Origin of the sequence: Pigmentiphaga sp. (assembly GCF_019689535.1) — a bacterium.
Classification (GTDB): Bacteria; Pseudomonadota; Gammaproteobacteria; order Burkholderiales; family Burkholderiaceae_B; genus Pigmentiphaga.
The window spans coordinates 1-20,008 of sequence record NZ_JADGHH010000050.1 but is presented as its reverse complement, the minus strand read 5'-3'; the positions used below and the strand labels follow the sequence as shown (position 1 = coordinate 20,008).

General features: G+C 65.8%; 17 protein-coding genes and 1 pseudogene. 13 read left to right on the top strand and 5 right to left on the bottom strand.

Features of this window, described 5'->3' with window-relative positions; genetic code table 11:
* A pseudogene (locus IRZ12_RS06475) lies at nucleotides 1-184 on the top strand (hypothetical protein); the annotation flags it as partial.
* A 25-nt stretch (nucleotides 185-209) separates the two neighbouring features.
* Here IRZ12_RS06475 and IRZ12_RS06470 read toward each other — a convergent pair.
* Nucleotides 210-1,757, bottom strand: a complete 1,548-nt coding sequence (locus tag IRZ12_RS06470; RefSeq protein WP_296465947.1) for a UbiD family decarboxylase — start codon at nucleotides 1,755-1,757, stop codon at nucleotides 210-212.
* Between the two features lie 621 nt (nucleotides 1,758-2,378).
* On the opposite strand from IRZ12_RS06470, the gene IRZ12_RS06465 reads away from it, so the two are divergent.
* Nucleotides 2,379-3,299, top strand: coding sequence for a lytic transglycosylase domain-containing protein (locus IRZ12_RS06465; RefSeq protein ID WP_296465944.1), 921 nt, complete (start codon nucleotides 2,379-2,381; stop codon nucleotides 3,297-3,299).
* A gap of 77 nt (nucleotides 3,300-3,376) precedes the next feature.
* Here IRZ12_RS06465 and IRZ12_RS06460 read toward each other — a convergent pair whose 3' ends face one another.
* From IRZ12_RS06460 to IRZ12_RS06450, 3 genes are all read right to left on the bottom strand, one after another.
* Nucleotides 3,377-4,273: a sigma-70 family RNA polymerase sigma factor gene (locus IRZ12_RS06460; RefSeq protein ID WP_296465941.1), complete on the bottom strand. Its 897-nt coding sequence runs from the start codon at nucleotides 4,271-4,273 to the stop codon at nucleotides 3,377-3,379.
* The gene (locus IRZ12_RS06455) at nucleotides 4,270-4,623 is read right to left on the bottom strand and encodes an antibiotic biosynthesis monooxygenase (protein WP_296465939.1); all 354 of its coding nucleotides are present in this window, start codon (nucleotides 4,621-4,623) and stop codon (nucleotides 4,270-4,272) included. Before IRZ12_RS06455 ends, IRZ12_RS06460 begins: the two co-directional genes overlap by 4 nt.
* 63 nt (nucleotides 4,624-4,686) lie before the next feature.
* A complete protein-coding gene (locus IRZ12_RS06450; protein ID WP_296465936.1) occupies nucleotides 4,687-5,844 on the bottom strand; it encodes a pyridoxal phosphate-dependent aminotransferase in 1,158 nt (385 codons plus the stop codon).
* A gap of 255 nt (nucleotides 5,845-6,099) precedes the next feature.
* Here IRZ12_RS06450 and IRZ12_RS06445 point away from each other — a divergent pair, with 255 nt between their 5' ends.
* From IRZ12_RS06445 to sodC, 6 genes are all read left to right on the top strand, one after another.
* Nucleotides 6,100-7,029 (top strand): FAD-binding protein, encoded by a 930-nt coding sequence (locus tag IRZ12_RS06445; protein ID WP_296465934.1) that lies wholly within the window; start codon nucleotides 6,100-6,102, stop codon nucleotides 7,027-7,029.
* Nucleotides 7,030-7,098: 69 nt separating this feature from the next.
* Nucleotides 7,099-9,420 carry an NADP-dependent malic enzyme gene (locus IRZ12_RS06440; protein WP_296465930.1) on the top strand — a complete coding sequence of 774 codons (2,322 nt, stop codon included), beginning with the start codon at nucleotides 7,099-7,101 and terminating at the stop codon, nucleotides 9,418-9,420.
* A complete protein-coding gene (locus tag IRZ12_RS06435) occupies nucleotides 9,401-10,648 on the top strand; it encodes a patatin-like phospholipase family protein (protein ID WP_296465928.1) in 1,248 nt (415 codons plus the stop codon). Before IRZ12_RS06440 ends, IRZ12_RS06435 begins: the two co-directional genes overlap by 20 nt.
* A gap of 2 nt (nucleotides 10,649-10,650) precedes the next feature.
* Nucleotides 10,651-11,073 (top strand): ribonuclease domain-containing protein, encoded by a 423-nt coding sequence (locus IRZ12_RS06430; protein WP_296465925.1) that lies wholly within the window; start codon nucleotides 10,651-10,653, stop codon nucleotides 11,071-11,073.
* A 3-nt stretch (nucleotides 11,074-11,076) separates the two neighbouring features.
* On the top strand, nucleotides 11,077-11,523 hold the full coding sequence (locus IRZ12_RS06425; RefSeq protein ID WP_296465922.1) for a barstar family protein: 447 nt from the start codon (nucleotides 11,077-11,079) through the stop codon (nucleotides 11,521-11,523).
* 28 nt (nucleotides 11,524-11,551) lie between these two features.
* Nucleotides 11,552-12,076: a superoxide dismutase [Cu-Zn] SodC gene (gene sodC, locus IRZ12_RS06420; RefSeq protein WP_296465919.1), complete on the top strand. Its 525-nt coding sequence runs from the start codon at nucleotides 11,552-11,554 to the stop codon at nucleotides 12,074-12,076.
* Between the two features lie 51 nt (nucleotides 12,077-12,127).
* Here sodC and IRZ12_RS06415 read toward each other — a convergent pair whose 3' ends face one another.
* Nucleotides 12,128-12,871 (bottom strand): 16S rRNA (uracil(1498)-N(3))-methyltransferase, encoded by a 744-nt coding sequence (locus IRZ12_RS06415; protein ID WP_296465916.1) that lies wholly within the window; start codon nucleotides 12,869-12,871, stop codon nucleotides 12,128-12,130.
* Between the two features lie 122 nt (nucleotides 12,872-12,993).
* On the opposite strand from IRZ12_RS06415, the gene tkt reads away from it, so the two are divergent.
* The 5 genes from tkt to fba are packed head-to-tail and all read left to right on the top strand — an operon-like array spanning nucleotide 12,994 to nucleotide 19,864.
* Nucleotides 12,994-15,042 carry a transketolase gene (gene tkt / locus IRZ12_RS06410; protein WP_296465913.1) on the top strand — a complete coding sequence of 683 codons (2,049 nt, stop codon included), beginning with the start codon at nucleotides 12,994-12,996 and terminating at the stop codon, nucleotides 15,040-15,042.
* 52 nt (nucleotides 15,043-15,094) lie between these two features.
* A complete protein-coding gene (gene gap / locus IRZ12_RS06405) occupies nucleotides 15,095-16,105 on the top strand; it encodes a type I glyceraldehyde-3-phosphate dehydrogenase (protein WP_296465910.1) in 1,011 nt (336 codons plus the stop codon).
* Nucleotides 16,106-16,109: 4 nt separating this feature from the next.
* Entirely contained in the window at nucleotides 16,110-17,312 is a 1,203-nt protein-coding gene (locus IRZ12_RS06400) for a phosphoglycerate kinase (protein ID WP_296465907.1), read from the top strand.
* A gap of 4 nt (nucleotides 17,313-17,316) precedes the next feature.
* On the top strand, nucleotides 17,317-18,765 hold the full coding sequence (gene pyk, locus IRZ12_RS06395; RefSeq protein ID WP_296465903.1) for a pyruvate kinase: 1,449 nt from the start codon (nucleotides 17,317-17,319) through the stop codon (nucleotides 18,763-18,765).
* A gap of 34 nt (nucleotides 18,766-18,799) precedes the next feature.
* Nucleotides 18,800-19,864: a class II fructose-bisphosphate aldolase gene (gene fba / locus IRZ12_RS06390; protein ID WP_296465900.1), complete on the top strand. Its 1,065-nt coding sequence runs from the start codon at nucleotides 18,800-18,802 to the stop codon at nucleotides 19,862-19,864.
* Nucleotides 19,865-20,008 lie beyond the last annotated feature (144 nt).

Genomic DNA, 20,008 nt, shown 5'->3' with positions numbered 1-20,008 from the left:
CCTCCGGCGTTACCCCATCGTGTCTTCGGCAGCGCCCGTGCTGCTCGCCCGGGTCCGGCCGCGGGGCATCTTCCGGGTGCTCAAGCTGGGTGGGTTCGCGGCCGCCGCCTATCAGGCCTACAAGTTCTGGCGGGCCATCAAGGAAGACGGCCAGGCGCGCCGCCGCGGCGCTGGCCCACGCTGACGGCCGGCATCCGCCCGGCCTGTCGTCACAGCCCCAATTGATCCCACAGGCCGTCCACGCGTTTCTTCACCGAGGCGTCCATCTCGATGGGGCGTCCCCATTCGCGGTCGGTTTCTCCCGGCCACTTGTTGGTGGCGTCTAATCCCATCTTGCCACCCAGCCCCGACACCGGCGAGGCGAAGTCCAGGTAGTCGATGGGCGTGCGATCGACCAGCAATGTGTCGCGCACGGGATCCATGCGCGTGGTAATGGCCCAGACGACGTCCTGCCAGTTGCGCACGTCGATGTCGTCGTCGACGACCACGATGAACTTGGTGTACATGAACTGGCGCAGCACGCTCCATATGCCAAACATGACGCGCTTGGCGTGACCGGCATATTGCTTGCGGATCGAAACAATGGCCAGGCGGTAGCTGCAGCCTTCGGGCGGCAGGTAGAAATCCACGATTTCGGGCAGCTGGCGTTGCAGCAGCGGCGTGAAGACTTCATTGAGCGCTACGCCCAGGACGGCCGGTTCATCGGGAGGCTTGCCGGTATAGGTCGAGTGGTAGATGGCGTCGCGGCGCATGGTGATGCGGTCTACCGTGAATACCGGGAACCAGTCCTGCTCGTTGTAATAGCCGGTGTGGTCTCCATACGGCCCTTCCAACGCCATCTCGTAGCCGTTGTCGGGCGGCGGCGGGACGCCGGGTGCCGGCTCCGGGGCCCGGGCCCGAGGGTCGGAAGACGGCAGCAAATGGCCTTCGAGCACGATCTCCGCGGAAGCGGGCACGGTCAGCGCGCTGCCCAAGCAGCGGGCCACCTCGGTGCGTGCGCCCCGGAGCAAGCCTGCGAATTGATATTCGGATAGCGCGTCGGGTACCGGCGTGACGGCGCCAAGCAGGGTGGCCGGGTCCGCGCCCAACGCCACGGCGACCGGGAAGGGGCGGCCGGGGTAGGCCAGGGCATGTTCCCGGAAATCCAGCGCTCCCCCGCGATGAGACAGCCAACGCATGATGAGCTTGTTGCGGGCGATGGGCTGTTGCCGGTAGATGCCGAGGTTTTGGCGCTTGCGGTTGGGCCCGCGCGTGACGACCAGGCCCCAGGACAACAGCGGCGCAACGTCTCCCGGCCAGCAGTGCTGGATGGGCAGCCGGGTTAGGTCGACGTCGTCTCCTTCCAGCACGATTTCCTGGCAAGGCGCCGAGCGGACTTCCCGGGGTGCCATGTCCCAGAGCGCCGACTTGAGCATGGAGACTTTGCCCAGCGCATCGCGCAGTCCACGCGGCGGTTCCGGTTCGCGCAAGCTGGCCAACAGCTCGCCCACCTCGCGCAGCGCGCCCACGTCATCCGCGCCCATGCCGAGCGCAACGCGGCGGGGCGTCCCGAATAGATTGGCGAGCACAGGCATCTCGGATTTGCCCCGTCCCGGTTGCATCACGTTCTCGAACAGCAGGGCCGGACCGCCGGCTCGCAGTACGCGGTCGCAGATCTCGGTGATCTCCAAGTGGGTGGAGACCGCGGCCTGGATGCGCTTGAGTTCGCCCTGGCGTTCGAGCTGTTGGAGGAAATCTCTGAGGTCGCGGTATTTCACGGGCAAGGAACCTGGATGGGATGGCCAGAACCGGCACTTTAACCCGCGCGCGGGCGGGTTGGGCGGATGGCCTAGCGCGGGCGGAGTGCCCCATGCAGCCTATGGCCGAGTCGTTGGGCGCGCCGATTTTACCTATCTTCCCAATGACCTAGGATCTCAGAAGGAGAGTGTATGCTTACTTTTTTTGATCTGACCATATACGGTGGCTCAGGACTCGATAGAAAATGGCAATGACGCCGCTTTCGTGGGGCGTGCACCAAGATGGGGAATTATGCGGTTGACCTCCCCTTCGTCGGTTCCTACAATCCGGGCACTTTCAGCAAAACGCCCGGCATCGTCGCCCCAACCGCTCCCCGCAGAGCGGACCAGACCACCGGGTTGAAATCAACGGGCTGTCGGGCGCCCACCAAATTGGAGTTCTTCTTAGCAGCGCGCACGCGCGCTCCCTGCCCGAAACAGGCATGGTTTCCAGCTATCTCCGCGGTAGCGGCCATGCAAGTGTGCCGACCGTCTTCCTGACGGCGGTGCGATGGACAGCCTAGCAGGTCTTGGCGTGAACGTTCGGGTCGCATCCGTCCTGGGCGTGTATGGCCGAGGCCCGCCTATGCAAGGGAGGTAAGCATGCCCGACGCGCAGTCGCGTTCGTCGATGGACGAGGCCACTGCCCATCCGAAGGGTGGGTCATCCAGGTGGTCTGGCGTAGTAGCAGGTTATATCGTTTTAGCGGCGCTGATTGCTGCCGTCGTCATCCCGTCCGTGCCCGGGCTTCGTAGCACGGCCGCCGGAATCTATGCATCGTTGGTGGGGGCGGAGGCGTCCGCATCCGAAGAGGTTGCCCTCGCCGACCCCGATGCGGAGGATGCCTTGGGCTCTTCGAAGGCGCACGCCCATAGCCACACGGTGGCTTTCCTGGGTTCCATGGGCAACGGCCAGGTCACGCAGAAGTTGCCCGTCGTAAAAGTCTCGGCCGGGCAGAGCGAATCCCTGGGGCGCTATATCTCGCGCAAGTACCGCGTTTCCGCCGAGGCGACGCGCATGCTGATCTCAACGGCCTACGGCGTGGGCCACGAGATGGGGTTGGATCCCCTGCTGCTTTTGGCCATCATCGCGATTGAATCGGGCTTCAACCCCTTCGCCGAGAGCCACGTTGGCGCGCAAGGGTTGATGCAGGTCATGACGCGCGTGCACCGTGAGCGCTTCCAGCCGTTCGGCGGCGAGCAGGCGGCTTGGAACCCGGTGGCCAACATTCGCGTCGGCGCGTCCATCTTGAAGGAATACATCGATCGCAGCGGCTCGCTCACCGCGGGCCTGCGGATGTACGTGGGCGTCGGTCCGGACGGCTCGAGCCCCTACGGTGACAAGGTCCTGGCCGAACGCCGGCGCCTGGCTTCCGCGGCAGGCGTCCCGCCGGACCTGCCCGGCGTCGTGGCGCCCAAGGCACCTGCCAACCGCTCTGCCTCTTCTGCACCGTCCAACCCAGCCAATCCTTCCGAGGCCGTGTCCGTCAAGAAGCCCGAGCCGGGCTCCCCTGCCGTCATGTAAGCCGGGAGTCGCCTTTCCGCCGGGTGTATCCGGAAAGGCGACCGCGCGGCATGCCGTCCGTCCGACCCTTCATCCTGCTACGCTTGCCGTCGGCCTGCTCGGTTCCCGGGCGAACCGAGCCCGAGGTGGCGAAGCTTGTCCGGGTTGCGCATCACGTAGATGGCCGAAATCTTGTCGCCATCTATTTCCAGCGCCGTCAGCTGCACGATCTCCCCAGCTTCGATCGTCACGAAGCCAGGCAGGCCGTCGAAGAAGGCATAACGGACCAGCTTCGACGGCGCGCGGGCGAATTCGGCGGCGAGTTGCGCGTGGCGCTCAAGCACCGCGTCGATCCCCGCCAAGGGGTGAAGCGAGGCGGGAACCTTTCCGCCGCCGTCGGCATGGGCTGTCACACCTTCGGCTAGAAGTGCGCGCAGGCGCTCCATGTCGCCGAAACGGGAGGCCGCGAAGAACGCCGCGGCAATTTCCTGGCCTTGTTCCCTGCTCACCGGGAAGCGCGGGCGCGCGGCCTGGATGTGGGTCCGGGCCCGGCTTGCCAGCTTCCGGCAGGTCGCCGGCTCCCGGTTGATGGTGCGCGCAACGGCATCGAAGTCCCACCCGAAGACATCGTGCAGTAGAAATGCGGCGCGTTCTAGCGGCGACAGCCGTTCCAGCGCGATCATCAGGGCGAACGTGATGTCGTCGCGGGTTTCCGGCTCGTCGGGGTCCGGCAAAGGCTCGGGCAGCCATGGGCCGGTATAGAGCTCCCTGCGGCGGCGGGCGGACTTGAGCTCGTTCAGGCACAGGCGCGTGACGACGGTATGGAGCAAAGCCGCCGGTTCGCGGACTTTGCTCCGATCGGTGGCCAGCCAGCGCAGGTATGCATTCTGCACCACGTCTTCGGCTTCCGCGACCGAACCCAGCATCCGGTATGCCAGCCGGATGAGCCGGGCCCGGAGGTGCGACAAGCCGGGGTCCGTCTGTGCCACGGTCATGCCGCGTGATCCGGTTCGGCATGGACGGCGCTCACTTCATAGAGCGCAGGCGACACGCCCTTGGCAAGGCTGGCGAAGCGCTTGAGCTGCTCCTGGGTGGCAGGGTGCTTCATGAAGTTTTCGAAGTGTTCCTTCGACTTCCATTGCGCGTAGTTCACCACCTTGCCGCCGTCCAGGCTGCGGTGGAGGCTGACCGACACGAACCCGGGCTGATGCCGGATGACGCGTTCGGTGGCTTCCGACAGTGCGCGGATCAGCTCCGCCTGTTTTTCCGGCTCGACGTCATAGACGTTGACGAGGGTGACGCATTTCGCGCGTGCATCGATGTTTGCGACGGGATGGTTTGCCATGGTCGTCTCCTGCAACATTGCCGTTCGGACTGACATGACAAGCGCGCACGCGAGAGTGTGACATCAACCCAGCATCTTGCTCATGCGTGCCACGGCTTCCTGCAGGCGCGCCAGATCGGTCGCGTATGAAAAGCGCAGATACGCGGCGGTTTCGGCAGACCCGAAATCCAGGCCCGGGACGGCGCATACGCCGGCTTCGTGCAAGAGACGTTGGGCGAAGCTGGCGCTGTCGGAGGCGTGCGCGCGTATGTCGCTATATATATAGAAAGCGCCGTCAGGCTTGACCGGGACGCACAGCCCCAAGCGCTCCAATTCCGGCAGCAGGTAGTCGCGGCGTTGGCGGAACGCTTCCTTGCGCGTCTCGAAAATGTCGAGTGATTCCGGGAGAAAACAGGCGAGCGCGGCATGTTGGGCCGGCGCCGACGCACAGATCACCAGGTTCTGGGCGAGCTTCTCGAAGGCGGGCACCAGTTGCTGGGGGACGACGAGCCACCCCAGGCGCCAGCCGGTCATGTGGAAGTACTTGGAGAAACTGTTGACGATGATCAGGTCGTCGCCCAAGGCGAGCGCCGAACGCCGGTCTCCTTCGTAGCTCAGGCCGAGATAGATTTCGTCGACGATGGTGAAGCCGTCGCGCCTGCGTACTTCCTCCACCAGCTCGGCAAGCGCATGCGGCGCGATGGAAGTGCCGGTCGGGTTGCTCGGCGACGCCACGATCACGCCCGCAGTGCGTGCCGTCCAGTGGCGCCGAATGTGGTCGGCCGAGAGTTGGAAGCGATCTTCGGGACCCGCCGGAATCAGTACGGGTTCGCCTCCGGCCGCCGTCACGATGTGGCGGTTTGCGGGGTAGGTCGGATCGGGCATCAGCACCTGGGCGCCCACGTCGACCAGCGCCGTGCAGGCAAGCATCAATGCGCCCGAGGCGCCGGCCGTGACGATGATGCGCGACGGGTCCACCCCGACCCCGAAGCGGGTGCGGTAGAAACCGGCGATCGCCTCGCGCAGGGGGGCAATGCCGACTGCTTCCGTGTACTGGGTCTTGCCTTCGCGGGTGGCGCGCTGCAGGGCTTCGACCACGGCGGGAATGGCGGTGAAATCCGGTTCCCCGATGCTCATCTGTACGATGTCTCGCCCTTCGGCCTGCAAGGCGGCCGCCTGTTTGACGACTTCCATGGCGTAGAAGGGGGCGATGTGGGCGATGCGGGGAGAAAGGCGAAGCATGATAGGGAAAACAAAGTTGACGGGCGGCGAGCGCTGCGGCGTTGCAGCGTTCCAACCTCCATATTAGTGCGGCTTTGCAAGGCCGCGGGACCCAGGCCCGGGCGTGCGCAAGCGCCCTAAGCCGCAAGCCCGCTACAATGCGGTCATGGTCCTGCTCGATCTGTTTACCGCTGCGCTGTTTCCGCCGGAGGCTCCCCGCGGAGCCGGAGGGGGCCGCGCCCGGGCTGGATCGGACGGGTTGCCGGATTTTCCGTCATGAAACCCGGCCGACGCGCTTTTTTCCTGCCGCGCATGCTCACCGATGCGCCTTGGCCCGCCTTTTGCCAACGCCTGGCCCGCATGGCGCGCGGGCAGGTGCTCGACGAGACGCCAACGCCGGGTGCGCCCGGGCGGGGGCGCCTGGTGGTCGGCCGCGAGGAAGACGTTTACCACGCCAGTGCACTGTGCAGGGAGTTCGGTGTGCTCCTCGTCCCATCCGGCGCGCGGGAAAGCGCCTTGCCGGCCGACCGTGCGTGGTTGCGGCTCGACGTGAGCAAGTTCGCCGCGATCGAGGCGGTCGACGAGCGCGCGGGCGTCGTGATCGTGCAGGCCGGGTGCCTCCTGGGGGAGCTGCGCTCGCGCCTTTCCGCCACGAGCTGGCGCTGGCACGCAGCAGGGGCGGATGACGAGTCCGTAGGTGCCTGGCTGGAGCGCACGCGTGGCTGGCTACCCGGGCGTTGCCGGGACTCTGGGCTTGATGCGGCGCTGGTCATGCTGGCCGACGGTTCGTTCGAGCAGCTGGGGCCCTTTGGCGTGGACTCGACCCGTCCCTTGCGCTCGGCGGCTGGCCGGCAGCTGGTTTCCGAGTTGTTCCAACTGGCCGCCGACCCGGTCGTGACAGCCATGCTGGAGGAGCCGGCCTGGCCGGCCGGCTATCGCATCGACGCGCTGGTCCCGAAACCAGGCCCGGGCGAGGCTGCCCCGGCGCCCAATCTTGCGCATTTGCTGCTCGGCAGCGAAGGGACGCTGGCCTGGGCGGCGCGGCTCAGGCTGCGGTTGCGCGATGCGGGCCTGCCGCCGCCCGCCCTGGCAGTACCCGAGCAGGACGATAAGCGTTCCGGGCGCGAAATGCCCTCCGACCGGATCGACGCCGTCGTCAAAACTACGTTCGACGTCGGGTGCGTTTTCCCCTCGTCGGTTGTCTAACCCCTGCGGGGGGCGGATAATCCGTTCCTCGCATAACTTTGTGTGACCCCCACCGGGGCGTTTCTTCCAATGGCTCAACCCCTCGATCCCAATCTGCGCAAGGCCGCCCTCGAATACCACGAGCAAGGCCGGCCGGGCAAGATCTCCATTGTTCCGACCAAGCAACTCGTCAACCAGCGCGACTTGGCGCTGGCTTATTCCCCGGGGGTGGCTGCGGCCTGCGAGGCCATTGTCGACGATCCGGCCGCGGCCTTCCGCTATACCGCGCGCGGCAACCTGGTGGGCGTGATTTCGAACGGCACGGCAGTGCTCGGCCTCGGCAACATAGGCGCCCTGGCCTCTAAGCCCGTGATGGAAGGCAAGGCCGTCCTGTTCAAGAAGTTCGCCGGCATCGATGTGTTCGACATCGAGGTCAACGAAACCGACCCCGACAAACTGGTCGACATCATCGCAGCGCTGGAGCCGACCTTCGGCGGCATCAACCTGGAAGACATCAAGGCGCCTGAGTGCTTCGAGGTCGAGCGCAAGGCCCGCGAGCGGATGAAGATCCCCGTGTTCCACGACGACCAGCACGGCACCGCGATCACCGTGGCTGCCGCGGTCATCAATGGCCTGGCCGTGGTGGGCAAGAAGATCGAAGAGGTCAAGCTCGTCAGCTCGGGCGCGGGTGCCGCGGCCCTGGCGTGCCTGAACCTGTTGGTGGACTTGGGGCTGCCCATCGAGAACATCTGGGTCACCGACATCGATGGCGTGGTGTGGAAAGGGCGGCCCACGCTGATGGATCCCGACAAGGAGCGCTTCGCCAAGGAAACCGACAAGCGCACGCTCGGCGAGGTGATCCAGGGCGCGGACGTGTTCCTCGGCTTGTCTGCCGGGGGCGTGCTCAAGCCGGAAATGGTCGCGGCGATGGCCAAGCGACCCCTCATCCTGGCGCTCGCCAATCCCACGCCGGAAGTGCTGCCGGAAGTGGTCAAGTCGGTGCGCGACGATGCCGTGATCGCCACCGGCCGTTCGGATTATCCGAACCAGGTCAACAACGTGCTGTGCTTCCCGTACATTTTCCGGGGCGCGCTGGACGTGGGCGCCACCACCATCACGCGCGAAATGGAAATCGCGGCGGTGCACGCCATCGCCGAGCTGGCGCGGCAAGAGCAAAGCGAGATCGTCGCTGCCGCGTACGACGTCAATGATTTGTCGTTCGGCCCCGAGTACCTCATCCCCAAGCCGTTCGATCCGCGCCTGATCGTGCGCATCGCTCCTGCCGTGGCGCGCGCCGCGATGGATTCCGGCGTCGCCACCCGGCCCATCGCCGACATGGATGCCTATGTCGAGCAGCTCCAGCAGTTCGTTTACCACTCCGGCGCGTTCATGCGTCCGCTGTACGGTGCGGCGCGCCGCACGGTGCGCGAAGGCGGGAAAGCCCGCATCGTGTACACCGAAGGCGAGGATGAGCGCGTCCTGCGGGCGGTGCAGGCCGTGGTGGACGACGGCCTGGCCAAGCCCATCCTGGTGGGGCGTCCGGCAGTGCTCGCCAAGCGCATCGAGAAACTTGGCCTGCGCCTGCGCCTGGGGCATGACGTGGAAGTCACCAACACCGAGTTCGACGAGCGCCATCGCCACTATTCCCAGGCCTACTGGGAGATGACCAAGCGCAAAGGCATCACCAAGGAATACGCGAAGATCGAGATGCGTCGCCGCCTGACGCTGATTGGCGCCATGATGGTCCACCAAGGCGACGCCGACGGCATGATTTGCGGCACGGTGGGGCCTTACACCAACCACCTCAAGTTCATCGACGAAGTCATCGGACGCAAGCCGGAGGCGAAAGTCTACGCGGCGATGAACTTCCTCGTGCTGCCCCAGCGCACGGTGGTGCTGGTGGATACGCACGTGAACGAGAATCCCACCGCCGACCAGGTCGCCGAGATCACCATCATGGCGGCGGAGGAAATGAAGCGCCTGGGCGTCGAGCCCAAGGCCGCGCTGCTGTCGCACTCGAATTTCGGTTCCAGCGACTCGGCGTCGGCGGTCAAGATGCGCGAAGCGCTCGCCTTGATCCAGGAGCGCGCGCCGTGGCTGGAAGTCGACGGCGAGATGCACGGCGACAGCGCCATCAACGAGGCGATCCGCAACCGGATCATGCCCGACAGCACGCTCAAGGGCGAGGCCAATCTGCTGGTGTGCCCCACCATCGAATCGGCCAACATCGCCTACAACCTACTCAAGACAGCGGCTGGCAACAACGTCGCCATCGGCCCCATCCTGCTCGGCTGCAAGGCCCCGGTCCATATCCTGACCGCCAGCTCGACGGTGCGGCGCATCATCAACATGACCGCACTGACGGTCATGGATGCGAACGCCTCGCGTCTGGATGGCAGCGGAATCCGGTAAACACGGCCAGGGGGGCGCACGGGCGCCCTCGGTGCCGGCGCTGCGGCCGGCTTGCACGGGCCTGGTACTGTCCGGAGGCGGCGCACGCGCCGCCTACCAGGTGGGCGTGCTCAAGGCCCTCGTCCGCATCCTGGGCGAACGCCCGGGCAGCCTGCGGGCCAACCCATTCCACATCCTCTGCGGCACGTCCGCCGGCGCCATCAATGCCGCCGTGCTGGCATGCGGCGCGCATCACCTACCCCAGACGGTAGACCGCATGCTGGAGGTGTGGGGAAATTTCCACGCCGGCCAGGTCTATCGGACGGATGTGCTCAAGACACCCCGCTTCGCCAGCAATTGGCTCTCCATGCTGGCGTTCGCCATGATGCTGGCGCGCGTGGGGCGGCGCAAGCAGCCCTCCTTGCTGGATAACCAGCCGCTCAGCGATCTGCTGCAGGAAGTGCTGGACTTCGACCGGCTGGGCGCGAACTTGGCGGACGGCGTGCTGCAGGCGCTGGCCATAGGTGCCACCGGCTATACCTCGGGCCAGCACATCACTTTCTATCAATCCGCCTACGAGATCGAGCCCTGGAGCCGTTCGCTGAGGACCGCCGTGCGCGCGGACATCGGCATCGAGCACCTGCTCGCCTCGAGCGCCATTCCATTCGTTTTTCCCGCCCGCCGGCTGCTGGTGCATGGCGAGCCGGAGTGGTGCGGTGACGGCTCCATGCGGCAACTTGCACCGATCAGCCCCGCGATCCACCTTGGCGCGCGCAGGGTGCTGATCATCAGTGGCGGCCATTCCGAGGTCGACCCGCATCGCCGGACGAGCTCGGCAACATATCCCAGCCTGGCGCAGATTGGCGGCCACGCGTTGTCGAACATTTTCCTCGACAGCCTGGATTCCGACATCGAGGGGATAGAACGCGTCAACCACCTGCTGTCGCGGCTGCCGCCCGAAGAACGTTGGAAGGGACCGCTCCGCCCCATCAGGGTGCTGACGATCTCGCCCAGCCGGCCCCTGGACGAAATCGCCGCCCGCCACCAAGACAGCCTGCCACCGGCCATGCGCTCGCTGCTGCGCGGCATGGGCGTTTCTGCGGTGCCGGGCGAGTTGAGCGGGGCGACGCTGGCGTCCTACCTCTTGTTCGAGTCGGACTACACCCGCGAGTTGATCGACCTGGGGTTTGGCGATACGCTCGTGCGCAGTTCGGAGGTTCTGGCTTTCTTCCGCACTGACGAGGAATAGCGATGTCTAGCAGGAGCAGTTTCCGGCCGGCGCGCGCCTTGCCCGCCGTCGGCCGCATCATGGCGTGGCTGGCAGTGGGCTTGCTGGCCTTGGTCCTAGGGGCGGCCGGCTGGGCCGCGAAAGCGCCCGACACCATCTCAGTGCGAGACCTGCCTCCGGAAGCGCGGGAGGTGCTGGCGAAGATCCGGGCCGGCCACCGGTTCACGCATCCGCGTGACGGGGTGACGTTTTATAACCGTGAGCGGCTTTTGCCCTTGCGGCCTCGTGGGTACTATACCGAGTACACCGTGCCCACCCCGGGCGCCCGCAACCGAGGCGCCAGGCGTATCGTTGCCGGCAAGGGCGATACCGGCGACCCGGCCACCAGCGGCGAATATTGGTATACGTCTGATCACTACGCGTCGTTCCGGCGCATACGGGAGTGATCCATGTCGTTGAACTCGAGAAAGCTGAGCGAGTGCCTCAAGACTGGCGGAGCCTTGTATGACCAGGGGGTCGACGCGCGGATGCTCAAGCGCGCCGCGCAAGAGTCGAACCTGGCGCTGTTTGAAGTCGACTGTTCGCGCGCCAAGAGCAAATCCGCTGTGCTGCGCGCGATCGCCAATACGGTGGATTTTCCAGAACATTTCGGCGGCAACCTCGACGCCCTCTACGATTGCCTGTGCGACACCGTGCTCGACCAGGAGGTCGGCATGGTGCTGGCGCTGCGCCACGTGCGCCAGGATGATCCGGGCCTGGCCGAGCATGCGGCCGCCATCGCCCAGGTGGGCGAAGACGTCGTCGAGTTCGCGCGCGAGAACGGCAAGACGTTTGCCTTTATCCTCGAACGCGCCGATAGCGCCGCCGAGCCCGTGGGCCCGTCTTCCGCCGGCTGAAGCCGGCATTTAGCCAAAGGAGTGATCGATGAAGCACCGTGTGGGGTTCGTGTTATTGGCGTCGTTCCTGGTCAGCGCCCCGGCGTTCGCGGATCTGTCCATTTCCATGTCGGCCGTCGATGCGCAGGGCACGGGGCGCAGCCTCGGCACCGTGACGGTCAAGGAGACCCCGTACGGGCTGGTCTTTACGCCGGCGCTCTCGGGCTTGGCTCCCGGCATGCACGGTTTCCACGTGCATACCAATCCCAGCTGCGACCCGGGGCAGCAGGACGGCAAGCCGGTGGCCGCGCTCGCGGCTGGTGGGCATCTCGATCCCAAGAAAACCGGCAAGCACGGCGCGCCTTGGGACGACGAAGCGCACCTGGGCGATTTGCCGGCCCTGTACGTGGATGCCGAAGGCAAGGCCAGCTATCCCGTCCTCGCCCCTCGGCTGAAGTCGCTGTCAGACCTAAAGGGGCGTTCGCTCATGATCCACCAGGGCGGCGACAATCACTCCGACCATCCCGCCCCGCTCGGCGGAGGCGGCGCGCGCACCGCATGCGGGGTAATCTGAAGGGCGGGAGGTCGTGGCATGGGCCTGGCGCTGCCGCACCTTGGCGTTGCGTCAGACCCACCCCAGCTTGGCGCTGAGCGCGGAAATCAGTGCAGTGCCCGCGGTTTCGGTGCGCAGGATGCGGTCCCCGAAGCGGACCATGCACACGCCGTGCTCGCGCGCGAGGGCGTATTCTTCGTTGGACCAACCACCCTCCGGGCCGACCAGCAGCTCGATCGTGGTCGGGGGCGTGCCTACCCCGGCCGCCCATTCGGTCAGGCGCAATTCGGCGTCAGGGTCGCATAGCAATCGAACGGTGCCGTCTTCCACCGGGCGTTCCAGCCACTGCTGGGGCGTGATCGGGGCGCCGACGTCGGCGATGCGGTTGCGGCCGCATTGTTCGCTTGCCGCAATGGCCACGCGGCGCCAGTGCTGCACGCGTTTCTCCAGGCGCTCCCCGGAAAGGCGCAACACGCTGCGCGCGGCCGCCAGCGGTTGGATCGCCGCGGCACCGACTTCGACCGCTTTTTCCACCACCCAGTCCATTTTGTCGCCCGAAGGCAAGGCCTGCGCCAGGATGACCCGGCCCGGCAGCTCGGCTTCGCGCGGATCGTAGGCGCCCAGCTGGGCGTAGGCCTGTTTGCCTTGGATCTCCAGCCGGGCCGAATATTGGCCGCCCCGGCCGTCGAAGAGCACGACCTCGTCGCCCTCGCGCAGCCGGAGCACGCGCAGGGCATGGTGGGTGACGGAATCGGGCAGGGCCAGGCGCGCGCCGGGCTGCAACGAAAGATCGACGTGAAAACGGGGGAGAGGCATGGATACGTGTTCGATGTAACTTTTGACAAGCGCCACGCCCCGGGAAAAGGCGGGGGGCGTAGACGAATGTTAAACTCGAAAGCTTTGTAGCAGCGGGCTTTTCGGCCCAGAAAGAGTGTCTCATGAGCAATCAAGCCGCCCCCCAACTGAACATGGCGGACGCCATCCGCGCGCTGTCCATGGATGCTGTCCAGAAGGCCAATTCCGGTCACCCCGGCGCGCCGATGGGCATGGCTGAAATCGCTTTGGCGCTCTGGCATGGGCACCTGCGCCACAACCCCTCCAACCCGGCCTGGCCTGATCGCGACCGCTTCGTGTTGTCGAACGGCCACGGTTCGATGCTGATTTATTCGCTACTCCACCTCACCGGCTACGACCTGCCCATGGATGAGCTGCGCAACTTCCGCCAGCTGCATTCCAAGACGCCAGGCCATCCGGAAGTGGGCATCACGCCGGGGGTGGAAACCACCACCGGGCCGCTCGGGCAGGGCATCTCCAACGCCGTCGGCATGGCGCTCGCCGAAGCGCTGCTGGCCGCCGAGTTCAACCGCCCCGGATTGCCCATCGTCGATCACTTCACGTATGCCTTCGTCGGCGACGGCTGCCTGATGGAAGGCATCTCGCACGAGGTTGCTTCGCTGGCCGGCACGCTCAAGCTCTCCAAGCTCATCGTGCTATATGACTCGAACGGCATTTCCATCGACGGCGAGGTCAAGTATTGGTTCGCCGACGACACCGCCAAGCGTTTCGAAGCCTACGGCTGGAACGTGATCCGCAATGTCGACGGCCACGACGCCGGGGCCGTCGATGCCGCGATCGCGCAGGCGAAGGCGCAAGCCGGCAAGGGCGGTGGGCCGACCTTGATCGAATGCCGCACCGTGATCGGCAAGGGTGCGCCGACCATGGCCGGGACCGACAAGGTCCACGGGTCGCCGCTGGGCGACAAGGAAATCGCCGCCACCCGTGCCGCCATCGGCTGGGCGCACGAGCCGTTCGAGGTCCCGCCCGAGGTGTACGCGTTCTGGGACGCCAAGGCCAAGGGCGCGAAACTCGAGGGCGAGTGGAATACGTTGTTCGACCAATACGCGGCGCAGTATCCACAAGAGGCGGCCGAGTTCCGGCGCCGCATGCGCGGCGAATTGCCGGCCGATTTCGCCGAGCGGTTCGCTGAGTTCGTGGCCGAGACCAACCGCAAGCAGGAAACCGTGGCCACGCGCAAGGCCTCGCAGTTCTGCATCGCTGCGCTGGCCGACATGTTGCCCGAGCTGCTGGGCGGATCGGCAGACCTGACCGGTTCCAATTACACCGACTGGAAGGGTGTCCAGGCAGTGCGCGCGGGCGCCGACGGCATCCAGTTCGGCCGCCACATCAACTATGGCGTGCGTGAGTTCGGCATGGCCGCGATCATGAACGGCGTGGCGCTCCACGGCGGCTATTTGCCCTACGGTGGCACCTTCCTCACGTTCTCCGACTACTCCCGCAATGCGCTGCGCATGGCGGCGCTGATGAAGCAACGCGTGGTGCATGTCTTCACGCACGACTCCATCGGCCTGGGCGAAGACGGCCCGACCCACCAATCCATCGAGCACGCGGCGAGCCTGCGCCTCATCCCTAACCTGGAAGTCTGGCGTCCGTGCGATACCACCGAGACCGCGGTCGCCTGGGGCGCGGCGGTGAGCCGCCCCGCCAGCGTCGGCATGGACGTGAAGGCCGGTGGCCCGACGGCGCTGCTGCTGTCGCGCCAGAACCTGCCTTTCGTCGAGCGCGACCAAGCCACCATCGCGGATATCGCACGCGGCGGCTATGTACTGCGCGATGCGCTGAACCCGCGCGCGGTCATCATCGCCACGGGCTCGGAGGTGGCGCTGGCGCTGGCGGCGCAGGAGTTGTTGGCCAAGGAAGAAATCTTCGTGCGGGTGGTTTCCATGCCCTGCACCCAGGTATTCGACCGGCAGGACGAAGCATGGCGCCAGCACGTGCTGCCGCGCAACCTGCCGCGCGTTGCGGTCGAGGCGGGCGTGACCGACTATTGGCGCAAGTACGTGGGCCTGGACGGCGAAGTCATCGGCATAGACACCTATGGCGAATCCGCGCCGGCCGGGGTGTTGTTCAAGCATTTCGGATTCACCGCCGAACGGGTCGCAGACGCCGTCCGGAAGCTGGTGGGCTAGTGGGGCATCCACCAACGTCGTCACAGATTCTTTTCATCAAAGGAAAAACACCATGACTATCCGTGTCGCGATCAATGGTTATGGCCGCATCGGCCGCAACGTCCTGCGCGCCCACTATGAAGGGGGCAAGAAGCACGACATCGAAATCGTCGCCATCAACGACCTGGGCGATCCCAAGACCAACGCGCACCTGACGCGCTACGACACGGCCCACGGACGCTTCCCTGGCCAGGTCTCGGTCGAGGGCGACTACATGGTGGTCAACGGCGACAAGATCCGCGTGCTGGCCAACCGCAACCCGGCCGAGCTGCCCTGGGGCGAGCTGGGCGTCGACGTGGTGCTCGAATGCACGGGCTTTTTCACCAGCAAGGAGAAGGCCAGCGCCCACCTGAAGGGCGGCGCCAAGAAAGTCGTGATCTCGGCCCCCGGCGGCAAGGACGTGGACGCCACCGTCGTCTACGGCGTGAACCACGACGTGCTGCGCAAAGAGCACACCGTCATCTCGAACGCTTCGTGCACCACCAACTGCCTGGCTCCGCTGGTCAAGCCGCTGCATGACAAGCTGGGCATCGTCTCGGGCCTGATGACGACCGTCCACGCCTACACCAACGACCAAGTGCTGACCGACGTCTACCACGAAGACCTGCGCCGTGCCCGCTCGGCCACGCAAAACATGATCCCGACCAAGACCGGCGCCGCCGCCGCGGTCGGCCTGGTGTTGCCCGAGCTCAACGGCAAGCTGGACGGCTACGCCATCCGCGTCCCGACCATCAACGTTTCCATCGTCGACCTCACCTTCGTGGCCAAGCGCGACACGACCGTCGAAGAAGTCAATGCCATCCTGAAGGAAGCCGCGGAAGGCTCGCTCAAGGGCATCTTGAATTATTCGACCGAGCCGCTGGTTTCGTCCGACTTCAACCACGATCCTGCCTCCAGCACGTTCGACGCCACCCTGACCAAGGTCAACGGCAACCTGGTCAAGGTCTCGTCGTGGTACGACAACGAGTGGGGCTTCAGCAACCGCATGCTGGACACCACCGTGGCGCTGATGTCGGCGAAGTAAGGCCATGGGCAAGGTCATCAAGCTGGCCGATCTGGCGGCCAAGGGCGAGTTGGCCGGCAAGCGGGTGTTCATCCGCGCCGACCTGAACGTACCGCTGGACGACCAGGGCAACATCACCGAAGACACGCGCATCCGTGCGTCGGTGCCGGGCATCGAGCTGGCGCTCGGCGCCGGCGCCGCCGTCATGGTGACGTCGCACCTGGGCCGTCCGACCGAGGGCACGCTGACCCCCGCCGATTCGCTGGCGGTCGTGGCCAAGCGCCTTTCCGAACTGCTCGGCAAGCCTGTGCAGCTCGTCACTGACTGGGTGGACGGCGTCGACGTCGCGCCCGGGCAAGTCGTGCTGCTCGAGAACTGCCGCGTCAACAAGGGCGAGAAAAAGAACGACGAGGCGCTGGCCCGCAAGATGGCCGCGCTGTGCGACGTCTACGTCAACGATGCGTTCGGCACGGCCCACCGTGCCGAGGCCACGACGCACGGCATCGCGCGGTTCGCGCCCGTCGCGTGCGCCGGTCCGCTGCTCGCGGCCGAGCTCGACGCGCTGGGCCGCGCCCTGCAGTCGCCCAAGCGGCCGCTGGTGGCCATCGTCGCCGGCTCCAAGGTGTCGACCAAGCTCACCATCCTCAAGAGCCTGGCCGACAAGGTGGATCAGCTGATCGTGGGCGGCGGCATCGCCAATACCTTCATGCTGGCGAAGGGGCTGCCCATCGGCAAGTCGTTGGCCGAGCCCGATTTGGTGGAGGAAGCCAAGGCCATCATCGAGGTCATGGAAAAGCGCGGCGCCGCCGTGCCCATCCCGACCGACGTGGTTTGCGCCAAGGCGTTCTCTGCCGACGCCGAGGCGCAGACCAAGTCCGCCGACGCAGTGGCCGACGACGATATGATCCTGGACATCGGGCCGGTCTCGGCCGAGCGCCTGGCCGGCCTGCTCAAGGCGGCGGGCACGATCGTCTGGAACGGCCCGGTGGGCGTGTTCGAGTTCGACGCCTTCTCGCGCGGCACGGAGACGCTGGCGCGGGCCATCGCCGCGTCGCCGGCTTTCTCCATTGCCGGGGGTGGTGATACGCTGGCGGCGATCGCGAAGTACGGCATCGCAGACCAGGTTGGGTATATCTCGACCGGCGGCGGCGCCTTCCTCGAGTTCCTGGAAGGCAAGGCGCTCCCCGCGGTCGCTATCTTGGAGGAGCGCGCCGCACAAGGCGCCTGAGCCTGTGGACAGACCTTCCGCTCGCGCCACGAAAATCGTGGCTACGCTTGGCCCGGCCTCGAGCTCGGCCGATACGCTGGCGCGGATGATCCGCGCCGGCGTCGACGTAGTGCGGCTCAATTTTTCGCACGGCACCGCGGAAGACCACGCGGCGCGCGCCGGCCTGGTGCGCGCCGCAGCGCTCGCCTGTGATCGCGAAGTCGCGATCATGGCCGACCTCCAAGGCCCCAAGATCCGCATCGGCAAATTCGCCGAAGGCAAGGTGCAGCTCGAGCCCGGCCAGCCCTTCGTCCTCGATGCCACATGTGAGCTGGGCGACGCTAGCCGCGTCGGCCTGGACTATCCCGACCTGCCCCGCGACGTGCAAGCCGGGGACATCCTGCTGCTGAACGACGGGTTGATTCGCCTGCGCGTCACCCGCGTGGCGGGATCCGAAATCCATACCGAGGTCCTGGTCGGCGGCGAGCTGTCCAACAACAAGGGCATCAATCGCCAAGGTGGCGGCCTGACCGCACCGGCCCTCACCGGCAAGGACATGGAGGACATCCGGTCCGCGGTGCAGATGGGGGTGGACTACATCGCCGTCAGCTTTCCCAAGAACCGTACCGACATCGAAATGGCGCGCCAGCTCGTGGCCATTGCCGGTGCGCAGATCGGCGCCCGGCCGCAGCTCATCGCCAAGATCGAGCGTGCCGAGGCCATCGCGGCGTTGGAGGAGATCATCGAAGCCTCCGACGGCATCATGGTGGCGCGCGGCGACCTGGCGGTGGAGGTGGGGGCGGCGGCCGTGCCCGCGCTGCAAAAGCGCATGATCCGGCTCGCGCGTTTGCACAACCGTACCGTCATCACGGCCACGCAGATGATGGAATCCATGATCGTCAACGCGATGCCGACGCGGGCCGAGGTGTCGGACGTGGCCAATGCCGTCTTGGACGGCACCGACGCTGTCATGCTTTCGGCCGAGACCGCCATAGGGCGCTATCCGGTGGAGACGGTCGAAGCCATGGCGTCGATATGCCTGGAAGCGGAAAAGTCGCAGCATTTCGAGCTGGACAAGGACTTCCTCGACCAGACCTTCCATCGGGTGGACCAATCCATCGCCTATGGCGCGCTGTTCACGGCCCATCACCTTCGGTGCAAGGCCATTTGCGCGCTGACGCATTCGGGCGCCACCACCTTGTGGATGAGCCGGCATGACAGTGCAACACCTATTTACGCGCTGACCCCCCGCGTGACGACCCAGCGTAAAGTAGCGCTATACCGCAACGTACGGACGCTGCACCTGGAAGAGTCGGGCGATCGGGACGCCTCGCTGCTGGCGGCCGAGAAATTACTGGTGGAGAAGGGGGTGGCCGAACCCGGCGATTTAGTCGTTTTCACGGTGGGCGAACCCATGGGGTCGCCAGGCGGAACCAATACTCTAAAAATCGTGCGGATAGGCCAGCACGGCTGATGCCCACACAAGATTTTTCAATCAGGAGTTCACAATGGCACTCGTTTCCATGCGTCAACTGCTCGACCACGCGGCGGAAAATGGCTATGGCATCCCGGCCTTCAACGTCAACAACCTGGAACAGGTCCAGGCGATCATGGAAGCGGCCGACGAAACCAACAGCCCCGTCATCATGCAAGCGTCGGCCGGCGCTCGCAAATATGCTGGCGAAGGCTTTCTGAAGGCGCTCATCGCGGCCGCGATCGAGTCCTATCCCCACATTCCCGTGGTCATGCACCAGGACCACGGCCAGTCGCCCGAGGTTTGCAGGGGCGCCATTGCGCTGGGCTTCTCGAGCGTGATGATGGACGGTTCGCTGCGCGAAGACGGCAAGACCATCGCCGAATACGACTACAACGTCGAAGTCACGCGTAAAGTCGTGGAGATGGCGCACGTCCAGGGTATTTCGGTGGAAGGCGAACTGGGCTGCCTCGGCTCGCTGGAAACCATGAAGGGCGACAAGGAAGACGGGCACGGCGCCGAAGGCACCATGACCCGCGATCAGCTGCTGACCGATCCTGAACAGGCCGCTGATTTCGTCAAGCGCACCCAGATCGACGCCCTGGCCATCGCCATCGGCACCAGCCATGGCGCCTACAAGTTCTCCCGCAAGCCCAGCGGCGACATCCTGGCCATCGACCGCATCAAGGAAATCCATCGTCGCCTGCCGACCACCCACTTGGTCATGCACGGCAGCTCCAGCGTGCCGCAGGACCTGTTGGCCACGATCCGCCAGTACGGTGGCGACATGAAGGAAACCTATGGCGTGCCGGTCGAGGAAATCCAGGAAGCCATCAAGTATGGCGTGCGCAAGATCAACATCGACACCGACATCCGCCTGGCGATGACGGCCGCGATCCGCCAGTTCCTGACCGAGAATCCCTCGAAGTTCGATCCGCGCGAGTACCTCAAGCCGGCCCGCGCCGCTGCGAAGAAGATTTGCGTGGAGCGTTACACCCAGTTTGGCACGGCGGGCAACGCCAGCAAGATCAAGCCCATCCCGCTGAGCGTCATGGCCGCGGACTACGCGTCCGGCAAGCTGGCGCAAGTCGTCAATTAATCTTTCGCCCCCGACGCGCCGAGGCGCGTCCAACCATCATCAGTTCCGGCCGCCTGTTTGGCGGCCGCCGCGGGATCGGGGGCGCCTCGGGGTGCGGCCGCCCCCCCCCCGATAAGCGGGGCCCTGCCCCCCCGGGGGGGTATA